We start from the raw sequence: 15,091 nt of genomic DNA on the forward strand, positions 1-15,091 counted from the left end.
GTCCCTCATTTTTACCGTGGTTGTTGGTTGCTCATTTCCACCGCTTATGCGGTAAACAGTTGCAGTTGAGCATTTTTGAGAAAATAACGTTGAAGCACGGTTTAAGGTCAAGACTTTTGTCAGAATGGTCAAAGTGAATTCACCTTGAGCCTTTGGATATCGATGGCGTTGTGTCATTGAAATAAAAACTGCTAGGATTTGGTGAACTGAAAGTCGAGCTGTGTGTCACAGCGTTGAACCTTTACAGCTTGGTGCTTGGAATCAGGATGACCGCAACAACCCGCCAATTTATTTCCGCGCTGCTATCACTGCTTCTGGTGATAAGCGGACCGGCATTGGCTATGTCCAAAATAGCGGACAGCGACGCGGACACTGCGATGCCGGATTGTGGTTCCATGATGATGGCTCAGGCTGAGAGCGCCGGCTCCTCAACAGACACTGAAGCGGATTGTGCCTCAGCCCCTGACATGGCCTGCCCGAGCGCCAGTGGGCTGATCAAATGCGGGGTCAGCGTCAGCGTTGCCCTGTTACCGGGGGATTCCATCGGTTTTACCGATACGGGCTCCCACCCGGTATTGACCGCACGATCAACCTTCTACCAGGATCCGTTCCTGGCTTCTATTACGCCCCCTCCAGAACACCACTCCTGAGTTTTAACCCGGATTTTTGCCTCTAGGAGGCAAGCTCTTTAACGTTAATTCTTACAACAAAGTCTCGTACTTCCGTCCATCCGTAACGAGACTTTAACTGGAGTAAATCAAATGCGTAATTCAAAAATCAACCTCACCGTAACCGCCGCCGTTCTGGCAGGCAGTGTTGCCCTCTTCTCTGCCGTTGCCCACGGCGAAGGAGCCGGCATGATGGCCGGACATTCCGAGCAAAATGGCATGATGTCCTCGCAAGGCATGGAGGGTATGGGCGGCATGATGGGGATGATGTCCGATATGTCCCCAGAAGACCGCAAAGCCATGACCGAAGCGTGCATGAAGATGATGCAGGCTCATGGTGGCGATGGCATGAAAGACAAAGACACCGGCACCAAATAACCATTTGGACACCCTCATGAACTGAAGCTATGGGCCGGGGACGCATGTGCATCCCCGCGCCCTGCACTACATGTAAGCGATTCCAACCGAGGATTTTCCATGAAGACCATGAAACTCGCCCTTTATACGGGTATAGCCGCTGTCGTTATCGGCGCTGGCACCACCTTGGCCATCCAGACCAACGAATCTGACCAGTCATCGGTTGCGCAAGCCGAGAGTGGAAAGACAGGTCAGGCCATCACCATTTACAAAAGCCCCAATTGCGGTTGCTGCCAGGACTGGGCCGAGCACCTCGCGGCCAATGGCTTTGAGACCCGCATCGTTGAAACCAACAACCTTAATGAAATCAAGCAAAAGTACGACGTACCCCGAGATATGGCGTCCTGCCACACTGCGCTGATCGGAAACCTGGTGATTGAGGGCCATGTGCCGGCCAATGACATCGTCGCCTACCTTGAGGACCCGCAGTTCAATACGATTGGGCTATCAGTGCCGGGCATGCCCCATGGCACCCCCGGCATGGAAACCGGCCGGAAGGACGATTATCAGGTCATCGCTTTTAACGCCAATGGCAAGCAGGGTGTTTTCCGTGAACACAAGGATTACTGAGGTCAGCCCCATGAAAGCGAAGGTTTACCGCCTGAATTCTGGCGTTTCCAGGCTTTTCCTGTTCGCGTTGATTGCCGTCATGCCGGGTCTGGTTCAAGCCCAGTCTGCGACTGATGGCCAAGCAGTGAAGGCGCTGACGACTGACGCCTCCGGCGCCCTACTGGTGCTTCGGAATAGCGGCCTGCTTGCCGTGGAAGGCCAGAGCACTACCGAGATCCCGCTGCCACCGTCCGATTCCGGCGCTCCCCCTCGGTCCATGGCAAAGGGCGCGGACGAAAGTCTGTACCTGGCAGGGCCTGGCCTTGGTATCTGGCGCTATGACAACGCCAGCAAGCGCTGGCAATCCCTCAATGACACCCTGCCGGATCTCGGAATCACGGCGATTGCCGCCCACGCCACCCAAGCCGAAACGCTTTACGTCTATCTCGGTGAAAGTGGCATGTTCCGATCCAGGGACGGCGGTGCCGAATGGGTGAAGGTAGACAGTGGCCCCCGGGAGCCGGTGCAGGCATTCCTGCACTCGGATATGCCGGGCAGTATGGAAAGTGGCTGGCTGTTCGCTGGCACCACCCGCGGCGTTGCCCGCTCCATGGACTGTTTCTGCTTCTGGGGCGATGCCGGCGAATTACGAGGGACTGTGACTGCTATTGATTACGATCCTTCTGCCCCGGAGAACGTCTACGCCGTGATCGAGGGGCAACTTCACCACAGTTCGGACGGTGGCGAAAGCTGGGCTGGCCTTAAGATACCCGAGCCAGTCACCGCTCTGACATTCTCACTCAAGGAAGGACTCGTGGTGGGCACAGAGGATGGAGATCTGCTTTCGCAGAACGCCTCTGGCGAATGGGTACCTGTTCATGAATAAGTGGTCTTTCCCGCTGGTCTTGCTCGTTGCCCCGGCCCTTGTGGTGGCGGGGGGCGCGCCACCAAACAGTGACAGTGGGCCGACCGAGGTGGCCGAGGGTCGCCAGATTTACGAGCAATACTGCGCCGCCTGCCACGGATGGCAGGGCGAGGGTGCTGCCGACTGGACCAAACCGGATGAGAAAGGCGAAATGCCCCCGCCACCGCACGATGAGACAGGCCACACCTGGCGCCACAGCGATGCCATGTTGTTCAGGATGATTGCCGAGGGCTGGCGACATCCCTTCAATAAAACGGATAGGCTGACGATGCCGGCGTTCAAGGACATCCTCACCGACCAGGAAATTCAGTTGGTGATCGAGTACCTGAAAACGCTATGGACGGAAGACCAGCGCCGTTATCAACGGAGCGAAAGTCAGGACGTTAATTAGGCTGAGGGTCCTTCCTGATTTCTCACGGACACCAGACAACACTCACGCTAGATCTCGGGTAACTCGAAAATGTCGTTGAATCAGCACTTCAAGAAATGGTCATGGTTATTCGGTATCGCCGGTTTCAGTCTGATGGTCGCTGCAATTTTCGTGCTGCCGCAGTACCTGAAGCCAGATCTGGATGCCGGTGTCACTTTTTACGCCACCGAGGGATGCGCACCTTTCAAGGGTCAGTGTATCGGGCGAAAGGACAATCAAGCCATCACAGTCGGTTTAGGTAATGAAGCCATCGAATCTATGACAGAAATTCCCATTCGTGTGCATCTCGCTAACATGACAGCAGACTCCCTAATCGTCGATTTTGAAGGGCTTGAAATGTACATGGGCGTGGTCCGCACCCAGCTGGTACCGAATGCCCAGGGCGTCTACCAGGGAACCTTTACCCTGCCGGAGTGCGGTACAGGCAAAATGCTATGGCGCGCGCGGGCCATTATCGACAAGGGCACTTCCAAGAAAGGCATCAAATTTGATTTCTGGGCGGCTTGATGCACTCGCAGCAATAGGAGGCTAGATGCCGGATCTTGCAACCTGGGGAATTGCCGCCGCGTTTGCCGGTGGTCTCATATCGTTTTTTTCACCCTGCACGCTACCTCTGGTTCCCGGCTACCTGTCGGTTGTTACTGGAGGTGCTCTGACTGAGGCTTCGAATCGGTTGAAGGCCCTTTGGCTGAGCCTGTGTTTTGTGATGGGGTTCAGTCTGATCTTTGTTGCCTTGGGAGCAAGCGCAAGTGCTTTAGGGCAATGGTTGATGGCCTATCGTGAAGAGGCCAACCTGGTGGCCGGCGTGCTCATCGTTCTAATGGGTCTGTTTATGCTGGGCTGGTGGAGCATGCCGGCGTTGCAGCGCGAATGGCGCATTGGACAGTCACTTGAAGGCGGACGTCCCACTGCCGCCTTTCTTCTGGGGATAGCATTTGCCATCGGCTGGACACCCTGTATAGGTCCCATACTCGGGGCTATATTGGCGCTCAGCTCCACCCATGCCAATGCCGAGGCAGGTATGTTGTATCTTGCTGCCTATTCGTTAGGGCTGGCTCTTCCCTTCCTGGGAACTGCCCTATTCATTGAGCACTTTCGCCGACGAGTGCGCTGGTTCAGTCGCTGGAGTCGACTGCTGAGAGTGTTTGCAGGCCTGGTACTCGTTGTCATGGGCGTGTTGGTGCTCACCGGTCAGATGACTGTATTCGCGTCATGGATGTTGTCGACGTTTCCAGTTCTTGGAAGGCTTGGCTGAGCTTCCTACAACCAAACTAACGAGAACGGTTCACGGATTCATACTCAAATACTGCGTATGAACAGCTTTCATGAACAAATGGGGCTGCCTTTTCGTTAATGGTTTTGCATTGCCGAACCATTGAAGCGGTTCATCGTTCTTCAAGACTGGATCAAAAACCGGCTCGCAGTGGAGAGTCGCGAATGTCCGCTTTTGTTTAGTAGTGCCCTGGATGCGGCTAGATTGCAAAGCGGACATTCTGGTACGACGCCTGGAAAGCCGCTCGCATGCCTGGCGTATCGACAAACCGACCATCAATCTCTTCAACGGTCCGGCCATGGCAGTCTGGGTAGCATGGCCTCCACGTCAATCGTGTAGGTAGAGAAAAAAGCTTCCGCCGCTTCAATTAAAGCTGTCTCGTTTTCAAGTATCCCAAGATAGACCGGCCACTCGGCGTCTATCAGTTCCGTGCTATAAGGTTCCGGATCTACGTCCCCCAGCTCTGCAAGAAACCGGAACTCCGTTTCGTTCATGACGATGTAATCGCACCGTTTGCGCAAAAACATTTGCAGCATCTGCTGGGCATTGTAGCCGTCATGGCGCACCAGATGGCTCCCGATCCGCCCCTCAAGCCCATCACTGTAGACAAACCATCTGCGAAGACAGATACCTCCCTTGAGGTCATCGAAGGAGTCCGGGCGCCGGCCAGGTTGCGCGAACACGCGGTCACGCCAGGTTAACAACGGCCCTACGGCGTGCATTTGGTCCGGCAAAGGCATCCATAGCGGGTTGGCGAAAACCGCGTTGGCCAGTCCTCGTTCCAGAGCCCAGGCCTGGCGTTTACGCGCCATCGGGACGAAATCGGCTGCGATACCGGTCTGTTTGGTGAATTCATTGATCACCTCGACCAGAATGCCCTCGCTGAGATCATTGCCGTACTAAAACGGGAGAAAGCTCTCGTCCGAACCCATAATCTTGAGCGTTTGGGACGAAACTGGAAGGAACCAGAATGCCATGATGATAAACAGGACTGCTCTCATTCGGTCCTCGTTGGAGTGATCAACCGGGTAAGGCCGTCGCTTGCCCGACTCTGCCTTTCGAGTTACAGACAGTTTGGCTCGAATTCTGGCTACATACCATAAGAAAGTCGATGTCGCTGCAAAGTCAGCTTTACCCACAAAAACTGTGGATAACTTTGTGGGAACAGCTCGGATAGGTGTCTTCAGCCCTGCAATGGCAGGGCCTCAGCCATTGTGGCGTTTTAATGACCGGCCAGCGAATAAACAGCCTTATCAGGCTAGCGAATACCCTTCGACTGCAGCCATTGGCTGATCTGCGCCTGATTCATGGCGCCGCTCTGGCGGGCCACTTCCCGGCCATTCTGGAACAGGATCATGGTAGGGATGCTGCGAATGCCAAACTGGCTGGCCGGGCCTTGGGCCTGTTCCGTATTTAGCTTGGCAAAACGTACCTTGCCCCGCCAGTCTCTCGCGGCCTGTTCGAACTGAGGCGCCATCATTTTGCAGGGGCCACACCAGCTCGCCCAGAAGTCCACCAGCACCGGCAGATCACTGCGCCCGGTATGATTAGCAAAGCTCTGGTCTGTAAGTTCCAGAACCTGATCCGGCCACAACGGCTGTTTGCAGGCGCCGCAATTGCCGCCAGATGACAATTTATCCGCAGGCACGCGATTTACCTTGTGGCAGTGGGGACAGACCAGGTGTCGGATATCAGTCATGATTGATTGCCCTCAGATTGTGTACTGAGATAAATGATCAGGGCAGACCAGACGAAATCAAGCAGCGCTTCATATTACTCGTCTCGCCAAAGCGGCCAGGCGATGAAAACTGTACTAGAAATCAGACATTACGTCCTGAAGATCCTGCTTGAGCTCTGCCGGCTCGGTGATCCATACCGTTTTATCAGGGCCGGGAAATACACCCACATCGAGGCCATCCTTCGTTAAACCGGGGACCCATTTCCGGAAGAAGTCCGGCAGTGAAATACTGCGGGGCGTCAGCTCATCGCCGCCGTTGGCGTACTCGGCGGCAAACGCCGAAGCCGGCCACACGGGCAGGTATTCCACATCGCCATCGTCCGAGGCGATCTTGAGGAATTGGCTCTGGCCGTTAACCAGGATCCAGATTTCCCGTTCCTCGGCCACTTGGCTCAGGAAGTAGTCGTACCGCTCTTCACCATCCATTTCCATTACTTGATTGAGGTCTTCACTGCTCATGTCAGGTACGCCACTCCTGTCGTTTGCTTTTCGGTATTCGACGGAGCCTAACACGTATTTGGCGGAGACTGGCGGCCGCTTATCCAAAACATTATCAGCAACGCTGCAAGGGCCAGGTTGCCTAAGAGCATAAAGGGATACATTTCCGGGGAGATTCGCAACCATTCACCAGTAAAGTTCATCTTGGCGTGGAAAATCAGCACCGCTAGAACCATGCTGAACCGCAAGACACTATTCACGCGTAAAAGGAGCATCACTGAGGTCAGACCTCGAAACGGCGTCTAATTCAGAATAATCGGAGCATCCGAATGAAAAAGTACCTCGCCCTCCCGATCCTGTGCATCGCGTTGCCTGTATTCGCGCAACCGGCGCCTCCGCAAAAGGGATTCAGTGGTGAAGTCTCGCTAAATGCGGGGATCATCTCTTCAACGTCCAACTTTAACGTCGATGGCAGCGCCAGCACGTTGTTCAATAAAAGCGTTCTGATGATGAGCTCAGCCTGCTTGCAGCTTACGAGTACCCGCAATTCATGGGCTGGAAGGACTGGTCGTTTATTTCTTTTGCCGGCTTTGGCGACACCCAATCCAACCTGACCTTCTACGATGAATCCTCGTACCTGTTTGCGGTGGGGCTAAATTATAAGTTCTGATCTCGCCTGGCCTTCAAGCGCTCAACCAAGGCTCAGTTTTCAACCACTCGGGCTCGAAGCCTAGGTAGCTGAGCCGGGTAGTGTTCCTGAATGAAGGTTACCATGCCCTCCCGGACCGCACATCTCAGGTCCCAGTTCTTGCTGGAGTTGGCGGCGCTCATCAAAAAACGCACCTGAATGGCCTGATCACTGGAATCGGTCACCTGCACCGAGGAAAATTCGCCATCCCAGAGCCCCGATTCATTGAGCAAACGAGTGAATTCCTGCCGGAGCGGTTCAACCGGCATGGTGTAGTCGACCCAGATAAAAACTGTTCCCAGCAACTCTGCGGTATTCCTGGACCAGTTCTGGAACGGGTTCTCGATAAACCATTGCAGTGGCACTACAAGGCGACGCAGATCCCAGACCCGCAAAACCACATAGGTGGCTGTCACTTCCTCTACCCAGCACCACTCGCCCTGCACATACAGCACGTCGTCTATACGGAAAGGTTGGGTCAGAGCGATCTGCATACCGGCCAGCAGGTTGCTCAACACAGGACGGGCCGCGAACCCGAGAATAAGGCCGCCGACACCCGCGGAGGCAAGAAGGCTGGCGCCCATGTGCTGAACCGATTCAAAGGTCATCAGGGCAGCGCCCAGGCCGATGATCACGATGAGAATATTAAGTGCGCGGACCAGGAATCGGGTCTGGGTCTCGACCTTGCGCGCCCGCTTCCAATGCCCTTCCAGCACTGGATTGAGCGCGACAATGACCTCGCCAATGGCCGATGTCAGTCGAACGGCCGCCCAGGTGATGGCAAGGATGAGTAGAAGGGTGGTGATTTGCTGAATCGCCGCCATCAACGGGAGATCCGGTGGTGCGGCCGCCAGCGAACCTGCAAGGGTGAGCAGACAGAAAACAACACCGAGCGCCCGGGCAGCCGCATCGAGGAACAGGCGAATGACCGTCCTGGACCCTGAAAAATGCCGAAAGACTGCCAGAGCCAGTCGGTACACGACATAGGTCGCAGCAACTGCGAGAATCGCCGTAAAACCCGGCCACAACCATGCCTTGAAACCGGCTTCAAACGATTCCAGCATCTGCCCTCCCCGAGCTTTCAATCAGAAAAGTGGGCAGGCGAACACATCCCTGTATTCCGCTCAGCCCCGTAAAAGCCTAGACCAGCCCTTGCTCCCGTGCCATCGCCATGGCAGCTTTCGGTCCGGTCCAGAGCGAGGGGAGGATAACCAGTGAAACCGGAATCGCTGTCAGCACGATGAACTGCTGGAGTACGCCAATCTGGCCGGCGCCCATATACAGAAGAATGGCCGCCATCAATGCCATGGCACCGCCCCAGAACACACGGATCCAAGGGCTTGGTTCGTCGTGGCCAGCTCCGACCATAGCAATCGAATAGCTCATGGAGTCGCCGGTGGTGGCAACGAAAATGGTTGTCAGCAACAGAATCGCCGCCGCCATCCAGGTGCCGCCGGGCAAAGCCTGAGCCACGGTCAGTGTGGCGACATCAAAGCGAAAGTTGTTCAGAGCTTCAGTCAGGTCGAAAGTACCGGCTAGCTGGTGATAGATACCGGAGCCACCGAGCAGGGTGAACCAGATGGTGGTCGCGATGGGGGCCAATACGGCCACCGCCAGAACCATTTCACGAACTGTCCGGCCCCGGGAGATTCTGGCAACAAACACTGCCATCAACGGCGTATAACCAATGAACCAGGCAAAGAAAAACACCGTCCACCATTTCATCCACCAGGCCGGTGCCGTTTCTGCGGTCATGGTTGCCATGGCAAAGAACGAGGTGACGTATTCACCCATCGACTGGGTGTAGGTATTCGCCAGGAACAGCGTGGGGCCGAAGACAAAGATAACCCCGGCAATAACCAACGCCAATATCACGTTGAAACGGCTCAGCAACTGAATGCCCTTATGCAGACCGGTCATGGCAGAAGTCATGTACACCCCGGCCAGAACCACCAGAACGCTCAGCTGGGTACCGTAGCCGTCTGGCACTCCGAACAGCTCATGCAACCCAAAGCTCATCTGGGTGGCGAGAAAACCGATGGGCCCGACGGTGCCGGCCACCACGGCAATCACACAGAAGGCATCGATGACACCACCGAGGCGCCCCTGAATGACTTTCTCACCGAATACCGGGTACAACAGCGTTCTTGGTTGCAAAGGTTTGCCCTGTCCGTAGTGGGCCCGCGTCAGGACCAGGGCTGTCAGGGAGCCGAGCACGGCCCATGCCAGGAATCCCCAGTGCGTGAACGACTGGGCCATGGCGGGAGCGACCGCTGCGGCGGAGCCAGCTTCGGTATTAAAAGCCGGAGGCGTAACAACAAAGTGGTAAACCGGTTCACCAGCGGCAAAAAACACCCCGCCTCCGGCCAACAAGGTACACATGATCATCGACAGCCACCGGAAACGGCCGATTTCTGGTCGATCCAGTCCGCCTATCCGAGCGGCGCCGGCCCGGCTCAGGGCTGTTCCAATGGCGATGAAGAATGTGAGTAGCAGCAGTAACTGGAAAAAGGAGCCCAGATAGGTGGCGGTCCACGCAAACCCGCTACCGATGAGTTCCGCCACGTAGCTACTGTCGAATATTGAGGCCCCTACGAACAGAAGTATGAAGCCGATAGTGAGCACCAGAACAACGGGATCGCTGTCTGTCAGCGGCCCACTTCTGGCTCGCGGGAGAGATTCGGATTGCACGGTCATAAGGTCTGCCTCTGGAAGAAAAAGCCGCGCAGGCTACAGGAATTGAGCGGTTCATGCACGGGGATTTCTGAAAATACGCATGCTCCGATGAAAACCGCCGCCCGTGCTGTTCGGCGGGCTCTTTATATTCATGGCCGGTGCGGTCATGGTGTCGCTGGCAGATACTCTGTCAGACATGGTGTTCTGGCGGATCGCTCAAGGGATCGGCGGGGCGTTCTGTGCGGTATCGGTTCCCGCCATTATCCGGGACGAGGTCAGCGGTCAGGATGCCGCCCGGCTGTTCGGCCTCATTGGGCTGATCACGTTCATAGCGCCCGCTGCAGCACCCTCGCTGGGGTCACTCATGTTGGCGCTTGGCGAGTGGCAGTGGATACTTCTCATGCTGGCGGGCTACGCCGGGTTTCTTGTCCTGACCCTGCAGGTTGCGCTTTTTCCGAAGCCCCAGCCTCGAATCCCGACCACCACACCGATTCGGTCCCTGGTGACCAACTACCTGCTGGTGCTCAGACATAAAACCACCATGCGTTTTATCGGCATTCAGGTTCTGTGTTTCAGCACCATGCTGTTGTTCATCACCCATTCCCCGTTCATCTACCAGGAATGGTCTGGCCTCTCCAACAGCACGTTTGCCATTCTATTCGCCGCCAACATTGCGTTCATGGCTGCCCTGAACCTGATCAACCGTCCGTTACTACGGCGATTCTCCTCGGTGCAGCTGGTGCGCGCCCCGGACAGTCGCCCTGGCGAAAGAAGCTGGCGTGTAACATTTTGACCACAGGGAAGCTCTAAACGGTTTGCAGGGAGAATTGAACCATCCCTGACCATCGAAACGTATGCATGTGGGTAAAAAAACAAAGGACGTGTTCGACAATGACAGTGCCAATACCGGAAACCGCCTTCTCATCCAGAGCGGCGTGCCGCACGACAGGTTTGCTGAGGACGCCGGATACTTCCAGAAGTCGATCCCTCTGAGACACCCCCTCATTTTCTACCTTGGCCACACCGCACCATTCTTCGTTAACAAGCTGGTTCTGGCCAAGCTGCTACCCGAGCGCATCGATCCGCGCATGGAGTCGATTTTTGCAGTGGGTGTCGATGAGATGAGTTGGGACGATCTGGACGAGGACCATTACGACTGGCCTACCGTCGCCGAAGTCATGGATTACCGGGCCAAAGTCCGGGCCACCGTTCTCGAGTTGATCGAAACACTGCCGCTCAGCCTGCCAATCAATTGGGAGAGCCCCTGGTGGCCCATCGTCATGGGCGTCGAGCACGAGCGTATCCATCTGGAGACCTCGTCTGTACTGATCCGCCAGCATGATCTGGCAATGGTCCGCCCGCAGCCGGAAGGGGCCCCGATTCGTGAAACCGGTGAAGCGCCGGAAAACGAGCTGATCACCGTGCCAGCCGGCACAGTTTCAATCGGCAAACCCTACGATGACGCCTACTACGGCTGTGACAATGAATACGGCGAGCATGAAGCCGAGGTCGATGAGTTCAGGGCCAGTCAGTATCTGGTCAGCAATCAGGAATTCCTGGCGTTTGTTGAAGCTGGCGGTTACCAGGAAGACCGGTTCTGGAGTGAAGAAGGTTGCGCCTGGCGCCAATTCGCCAAGGCCAGGCATCCAACGTTCTGGCGCTGGCAGAATGGGTGGCACCTGCGACTGATGACCGAGGAAGTGGAGATGCCGTGGGACTGGCCGGTGGAAGTCAATTACCACGAAGCAAAAGCCTTTTGCGAGTGAAAACGGGAGGAAACCGGTATCAAAGAGGTGGACAACGACCCTGCCAACGCCAACCTGCACCTGGACCATGGAGCATCTTCCTGCCCGGCTTCCGCTACATCGCCTCGGAAAGCGAAGCGGTGCAACCCAATGCCTACTACGAAAGCGACCGGTTGCTGACTGAATACGCGGAGTTCCACTTCGGCGATACCTGGTTTGGTGTGGAAAACTTCCCGAAGGCCCTGGCGGATCTGGCCCTGGATGCCATGAATGGCAAGCCCACCGGCAAAGCACTGGATCTTGGCTGCGCCTGTGGCCGGTCCAGCTTCGAGCTGGCAAGGCACTTTGACCAGGTGGAAGGCGTCGATTTCTCAGCCAACTTTATCAGGCTGGGCGTGGAAATGGCCGAGCAAGGCTCTATTCGCTATGCGCTTGCAGAGGAAGGCGAACTGGTCAGCTATCACACCCGAACGCTCAAAGAACTTGGCCTCGAGGAATGTTCTGAGAACGTGAGCTTCTACCAGGGGGATGCCTGTAACCTGAAACCGCAGTACTCGGGCTACGACCTTGTTCTGGCGGCCAACCTTATTGATCGCCTCTACCGCCCAAGGCGTTTTCTGGACAGCATTCACGAGCGAATCAACGACGGTGGGCTGTTGGTTATTGCTTCACCCTACACCTGGCTGGAGGAACACACGCCGAAGGAAGAGTGGATTGGCGGTTTCAAAAAGGATGGTGAGAACCACACCACGCTGGATGGCCTGAAAGAGCACCTCTCACAGCATTTCAGGCTAGTCAGTCAGCCGAGAAAGGTGCCTTTCGTTATCCGCGAAACCCAGCACAAGTTCCAGCATACCCTCTCAGAAGTGACTATCTGGGAGCGGTTGCCACGCTGATCAGCGCGGTCACCCCCTCTTTTATCGCCTCGTGGTCCACCAACTGATCGAACCAGTTGGTGGCTACTTGACCGCTCGCCAGGCACAACAGCGTCCCCAGCACGATGTCTCTGTCAACGTTATCGCCACCCGGGTTGGTGCTCATGCGAAGCGCCAAAAGCGGTATTTTTGTTGCCGGGACTGGTTTATCTTAACTGTAGGAGACAATGTTTCTATTACGTTCATCACGCAGACACAGAGCTGCTTTGGCTCGGTAATCGGAGAACAATGAATTGAGTGACAACCCCGCTGGACTGGTTGAAGATAGCTCCGTTTACAGAACCTTATTGGAGTCAACCAAAGCGATTCCCTGGAAAATCAACTGGCGAACCATGCGATTCGAGTACATAGGGCCCCAGATTGAAGCCTTGCTCGGCTGGCCCCAGGACAGCTGGCTAACCGTAGACGACTGGGCCACCCGCATGCACCCCGAGGATCGGGAGCGGGTCGTCAATTTCTGCGTATCGCAATCCGAGGCCGGAGTCGATCATGAGGCGGACTATCGGGCCCTCACCGAACGAGGAGAATACGTCTGGTTGCGGGATGTGGTGCATGTACTGCGTGACGATAACGGTGATGTCGAGGCTCTGATCGGCTTTATGTTCGACATCAGCGAGCGCAAGAAAACCGAAGACGAATTGGTCGCTCTGCAGAAGAAATTGGAAGAGTATTCTTACAAGGATGGACTCACCGGCGTCGCAAACCGCCGAATGTTTGATACCGTCATGAACGAGAACTGGAACGACGCCATCCGACACCAGTCTTCTCTGTCAGTCATACTGCTCGATATCGACAATTTTAAAGCGTACAACGATCTTAACGGCCATTTGCAGGGTGATGAATGTCTCAAGCGAATCGCTACGCTACTGGAGAACGGGGCCCAACGGCCCCGCGACTTCGTGGCAAGGTTCGGTGGTGAGGAATTCGTGATCATCCTGCCCGAAACGGACACGCCAGCTGCCATCAGTGTGGCTGAACGTTGCCGTCAGTTGCTTCTTGAGGAACAACTTCCCCAGGGAGACAGCCCGCACAGTAAACAGGTTACTATGAGCATGGGAATAGGCACTGTGATTCCCTCACGCCACGACCGCATCGCCGATTTCTTGGATCTGGTCGACCAGCGACTCTATAAAGCGAAGCGGGACGGCCGTAATCGAATTGTCTTCGATTAAAATAGAAAAGGCCGCGCAGTAATGTGAGCGGCCTCTATCCCGATTGACTTACTTCTGGACTTGCTCAAAGTAACCGGTCAGACGGTCCTTGTTCGTTGCAGCGGCTGCAGTGAGCTTATCCACGGCGGCTTTCGCAGAGTCGTAGTTGACAGCTTCGCCTACCTGAATGACACCGGCCATGTTCAACGCGGCGTGGGGCGTGCATTTATAAACGTATACACCCTCTTCGTTCAGGGTCACCGTGATGCCCTCATTCATGGCTCCCTGCCAGCCTTCAGCACCCTCAGGCACCTCTACGGACACTGAGTTGTGGGCTGGATCGACCAGGACAAATTTGACGGTATCGCCAGGCTCGGCCTTAACAAATCCCGGTTCAAAGACCATGGCACCGTCAGCGCCGGAGTTCTTCATTTCAACGACGTGTTCGGCCGCCATTGCAACGCCAGAAATAAAAGTGAGTGCGACTGCAGCAACGGTGTGTTTAAGCGTTAATTTCATAGTGACTTCACCTCATTGGTTGGTCATTGAAAGCACTGAGTGTTACGCATCCTACCCATACCAGGATTCCTTTCGACTCTAAGGGCATATCCTTATGGGAATGACGCCCCCGGTTCGCCAGGGCTCGGTCCTGAGAACCAAGGAGGGGCTGTTTCGTACAAATTGGCATCATGTCTTCGGATATTGAATGATGGCGGAACTAAAGATCGACGGCATACACTGCCAGAGCAAGCTCGCTCCTTTGTGCAACAACAGATCCTGAACGGAGACCAGCAATCGGCCCTCCATTAGGCAAAAAGGAGTTTATGCAACGAAAGACGATCAATGACGAAACCTTGAGAATGGGCGTTGACGTTCTGGCCGAGAGAGATTCCGATTTATACAGGATCCGGGACCGGCTTGGGTACCCGCCACTCTGGGCTCGAGAGCCGGGGTTTGCCTCACTGGTGCATATCATTCTGGAACAACAGGTCTCGATCAAAGCCGCGGCCACCATGTTTCAGCGGCTCGCGTCGCATCTAGGATCGGTAACCCCGGAATTGGTCCAAAAGGCTGGCGAGTCTGAGCTGAGGCAAGTCGGGCTTACACGGCAAAAAGCCCGGTACTGCGTCGAGCTCGCCAATCGGGTTGCCAGCGGTGCGCTGGAACTCTTAAAGCTTGACACCCTTGACGATGCGCAGGGCCGAAGCCACCTTTTGGATATACCGGGTCTCGGGCCCTGGACCGTCGACGTCTATTACATGATGGCGCTCCGGCGAGCGAATGTCTGGCCTCAGGGAGACCTGGCTCTGGCATCCGCGCTACAGGACATCAAACAGCTGGAGGCCCGGCCAACCAGAGATGAACAACTTGTTTTTGCGGAACAATGGAAGCCGTGGCGAGCCGTAGCCGCTCGTATGCTTTGGATGCATTACCTGGACGCACGAGGTCAATGAAGGA

General features: G+C 55.6%; 20 protein-coding genes. 13 read left to right on the plus strand and 7 right to left on the minus strand.

The window, feature by feature from the left end; genetic code table 11:
* The first annotated feature begins 266 nt into the window (after positions 1-266).
* From ACP86_RS03905 to ACP86_RS03935, 7 genes are all read left to right on the plus strand, one after another.
* On the plus strand, positions 267-650 hold the full coding sequence (locus tag ACP86_RS03905; protein ID WP_008173725.1) for a hypothetical protein: 384 nt from the start codon (positions 267-269) through the stop codon (positions 648-650).
* 111 nt (positions 651-761) lie between these two features.
* Positions 762-1,046 (plus strand): hypothetical protein, encoded by a 285-nt coding sequence (locus ACP86_RS03910; protein WP_008173724.1) that lies wholly within the window; start codon positions 762-764, stop codon positions 1,044-1,046.
* A gap of 99 nt (positions 1,047-1,145) precedes the next feature.
* Complete coding sequence (locus ACP86_RS03915) at positions 1,146-1,655, plus strand: DUF411 domain-containing protein (RefSeq protein WP_008173723.1); 510 nt, start codon at positions 1,146-1,148, stop codon at positions 1,653-1,655.
* Positions 1,656-1,665: 10 nt separating this feature from the next.
* A complete protein-coding gene (locus ACP86_RS03920) occupies positions 1,666-2,520 on the plus strand; it encodes a hypothetical protein (RefSeq protein ID WP_053112803.1) in 855 nt (284 codons plus the stop codon).
* Positions 2,513-2,950, plus strand: coding sequence for a c-type cytochrome (locus tag ACP86_RS03925; protein WP_008173721.1), 438 nt, complete (start codon positions 2,513-2,515; stop codon positions 2,948-2,950). Before ACP86_RS03920 ends, ACP86_RS03925 begins: the two co-directional genes overlap by 8 nt.
* Positions 2,951-3,019: 69 nt before the next feature.
* Positions 3,020-3,496 (plus strand): hypothetical protein, encoded by a 477-nt coding sequence (locus tag ACP86_RS03930; protein ID WP_053112804.1) that lies wholly within the window; start codon positions 3,020-3,022, stop codon positions 3,494-3,496.
* A 25-nt stretch (positions 3,497-3,521) separates the two neighbouring features.
* Positions 3,522-4,244, plus strand: a complete 723-nt coding sequence (locus ACP86_RS03935) for a cytochrome c biogenesis CcdA family protein (RefSeq protein WP_053112805.1) — start codon at positions 3,522-3,524, stop codon at positions 4,242-4,244.
* Positions 4,245-4,546: 302 nt separating this feature from the next.
* On the opposite strand, the gene ACP86_RS03945 is transcribed toward ACP86_RS03935, so the two are convergent.
* The 3 genes from ACP86_RS03945 to ACP86_RS03955 all read right to left on the minus strand — a co-directional run bounded on the left by ACP86_RS03945 (position 4,547) and on the right by ACP86_RS03955 (position 6,459).
* A complete protein-coding gene (locus ACP86_RS03945; protein ID WP_227507812.1) occupies positions 4,547-5,125 on the minus strand; it encodes a hypothetical protein in 579 nt (192 codons plus the stop codon).
* A gap of 395 nt (positions 5,126-5,520) precedes the next feature.
* Complete coding sequence (gene trxC, locus ACP86_RS03950) at positions 5,521-5,961, minus strand: thioredoxin TrxC (RefSeq protein ID WP_008172333.1); 441 nt, start codon at positions 5,959-5,961, stop codon at positions 5,521-5,523.
* Between the two features lie 114 nt (positions 5,962-6,075).
* Positions 6,076-6,459, minus strand: coding sequence for a DUF2750 domain-containing protein (locus ACP86_RS03955; protein ID WP_008172335.1), 384 nt, complete (start codon positions 6,457-6,459; stop codon positions 6,076-6,078).
* 529 nt (positions 6,460-6,988) lie between these two features.
* Here ACP86_RS03955 and ACP86_RS23660 point away from each other — a divergent pair.
* Positions 6,989-7,108, plus strand: coding sequence for a DUF2860 family protein (locus tag ACP86_RS23660; protein ID WP_008172339.1), 120 nt, complete (start codon positions 6,989-6,991; stop codon positions 7,106-7,108).
* A gap of 32 nt (positions 7,109-7,140) precedes the next feature.
* Here ACP86_RS23660 and ACP86_RS03965 read toward each other — a convergent pair whose 3' ends face one another.
* A complete protein-coding gene (locus ACP86_RS03965) occupies positions 7,141-8,190 on the minus strand; it encodes a mechanosensitive ion channel family protein (protein ID WP_053112807.1) in 1,050 nt (349 codons plus the stop codon).
* A gap of 76 nt (positions 8,191-8,266) precedes the next feature.
* Entirely contained in the window at positions 8,267-9,823 is a 1,557-nt protein-coding gene (locus tag ACP86_RS03970; RefSeq protein WP_008172343.1) for a BCCT family transporter, read from the minus strand.
* A gap of 103 nt (positions 9,824-9,926) precedes the next feature.
* Here ACP86_RS03970 and ACP86_RS03975 point away from each other — a divergent pair, with 103 nt between their 5' ends.
* From ACP86_RS03975 to ACP86_RS23450, 3 genes are all read left to right on the plus strand, one after another.
* Positions 9,927-10,595, plus strand: coding sequence for an MFS transporter (locus ACP86_RS03975; RefSeq protein WP_227507813.1), 669 nt, complete (start codon positions 9,927-9,929; stop codon positions 10,593-10,595).
* Between the two features lie 67 nt (positions 10,596-10,662).
* Positions 10,663-11,568 (plus strand): 5-histidylcysteine sulfoxide synthase, encoded by a 906-nt coding sequence (ovoA, locus tag ACP86_RS23445; protein ID WP_200905082.1) that lies wholly within the window; start codon positions 10,663-10,665, stop codon positions 11,566-11,568.
* Positions 11,569-11,687: 119 nt separating this feature from the next.
* On the plus strand, positions 11,688-12,443 hold the full coding sequence (locus ACP86_RS23450) for a putative 4-mercaptohistidine N1-methyltransferase (protein WP_200905083.1): 756 nt from the start codon (positions 11,688-11,690) through the stop codon (positions 12,441-12,443).
* On the opposite strand, the gene ACP86_RS21995 is transcribed toward ACP86_RS23450, so the two are convergent.
* Positions 12,418-12,588 carry a hypothetical protein gene (locus ACP86_RS21995; protein WP_176443065.1) on the minus strand — a complete coding sequence of 57 codons (171 nt, stop codon included), beginning with the start codon at positions 12,586-12,588 and terminating at the stop codon, positions 12,418-12,420. The two genes, ACP86_RS23450 and ACP86_RS21995, sit on opposite strands and share 26 nt — an antisense overlap.
* A 127-nt stretch (positions 12,589-12,715) precedes the next feature.
* Here ACP86_RS21995 and ACP86_RS03985 point away from each other — a divergent pair, with 127 nt between their 5' ends.
* Positions 12,716-13,654: a GGDEF domain-containing protein gene (locus tag ACP86_RS03985; RefSeq protein WP_053112808.1), complete on the plus strand. Its 939-nt coding sequence runs from the start codon at positions 12,716-12,718 to the stop codon at positions 13,652-13,654.
* A gap of 48 nt (positions 13,655-13,702) precedes the next feature.
* On the opposite strand, the gene ACP86_RS03990 is transcribed toward ACP86_RS03985, so the two are convergent.
* Positions 13,703-14,152 (minus strand): pseudoazurin, encoded by a 450-nt coding sequence (locus tag ACP86_RS03990; protein WP_053112809.1) that lies wholly within the window; start codon positions 14,150-14,152, stop codon positions 13,703-13,705.
* Positions 14,153-14,457: 305 nt separating this feature from the next.
* Here ACP86_RS03990 and ACP86_RS03995 point away from each other — a divergent pair, with 305 nt between their 5' ends.
* On the plus strand, positions 14,458-15,087 hold the full coding sequence (locus tag ACP86_RS03995; RefSeq protein ID WP_053112810.1) for a DNA-3-methyladenine glycosylase family protein: 630 nt from the start codon (positions 14,458-14,460) through the stop codon (positions 15,085-15,087).
* The last annotated feature ends 4 nt before the right edge of the window (positions 15,088-15,091 follow it).

The sequence above is a fragment of the Marinobacter sp. CP1 genome (assembly GCF_001266795.1).
Taxonomy (GTDB): domain Bacteria; phylum Pseudomonadota; class Gammaproteobacteria; order Pseudomonadales; family Oleiphilaceae; genus Marinobacter; species Marinobacter flavimaris.

Excerpts from the sequence above, each read along its gene's own strand:
- ACP86_RS03955 (WP_008172335.1), bottom strand. The coding sequence starts at position 6,459 with ATGAGCAGTGAAGACCTCAATCAAGTAATGGAAATGGATGGTGAAGAG.
- ACP86_RS03935 (WP_053112805.1), top strand. The coding sequence starts at position 3,522 with ATGCCGGATCTTGCAACCTGGGGAATTGCCGCCGCGTTTGCCGGTGGT.
- ACP86_RS03925 (WP_008173721.1), top strand. The coding sequence starts at position 2,513 with ATGAATAAGTGGTCTTTCCCGCTGGTCTTGCTCGTTGCCCCGGCCCTT.
- ACP86_RS03970 (WP_008172343.1), bottom strand. The coding sequence starts at position 9,823 with ATGACCGTGCAATCCGAATCTCTCCCGCGAGCCAGAAGTGGGCCGCTG.
- ACP86_RS03920 (WP_053112803.1), top strand. The coding sequence starts at position 1,666 with ATGAAAGCGAAGGTTTACCGCCTGAATTCTGGCGTTTCCAGGCTTTTC.
- ACP86_RS03995 (WP_053112810.1), top strand. The coding sequence starts at position 14,458 with ATGCAACGAAAGACGATCAATGACGAAACCTTGAGAATGGGCGTTGAC.
- trxC (WP_008172333.1), bottom strand. The coding sequence starts at position 5,961 with ATGACTGATATCCGACACCTGGTCTGTCCCCACTGCCACAAGGTAAAT.
- ACP86_RS03905 (WP_008173725.1), top strand. The coding sequence starts at position 267 with ATGACCGCAACAACCCGCCAATTTATTTCCGCGCTGCTATCACTGCTT.
- ACP86_RS03965 (WP_053112807.1), bottom strand. The coding sequence starts at position 8,190 with ATGCTGGAATCGTTTGAAGCCGGTTTCAAGGCATGGTTGTGGCCGGGT.
- ACP86_RS03990 (WP_053112809.1), bottom strand. The coding sequence starts at position 14,152 with ATGAAATTAACGCTTAAACACACCGTTGCTGCAGTCGCACTCACTTTT.
- ACP86_RS03915 (WP_008173723.1), top strand. The coding sequence starts at position 1,146 with ATGAAGACCATGAAACTCGCCCTTTATACGGGTATAGCCGCTGTCGTT.
- ACP86_RS03910 (WP_008173724.1), top strand. The coding sequence starts at position 762 with ATGCGTAATTCAAAAATCAACCTCACCGTAACCGCCGCCGTTCTGGCA.
- ACP86_RS03930 (WP_053112804.1), top strand. The coding sequence starts at position 3,020 with ATGTCGTTGAATCAGCACTTCAAGAAATGGTCATGGTTATTCGGTATC.
- ACP86_RS21995 (WP_176443065.1), bottom strand. The coding sequence starts at position 12,588 with ATGAGCACCAACCCGGGTGGCGATAACGTTGACAGAGACATCGTGCTG.
- ACP86_RS23660 (WP_008172339.1), top strand. The coding sequence starts at position 6,989 with ATGGGCTGGAAGGACTGGTCGTTTATTTCTTTTGCCGGCTTTGGCGAC.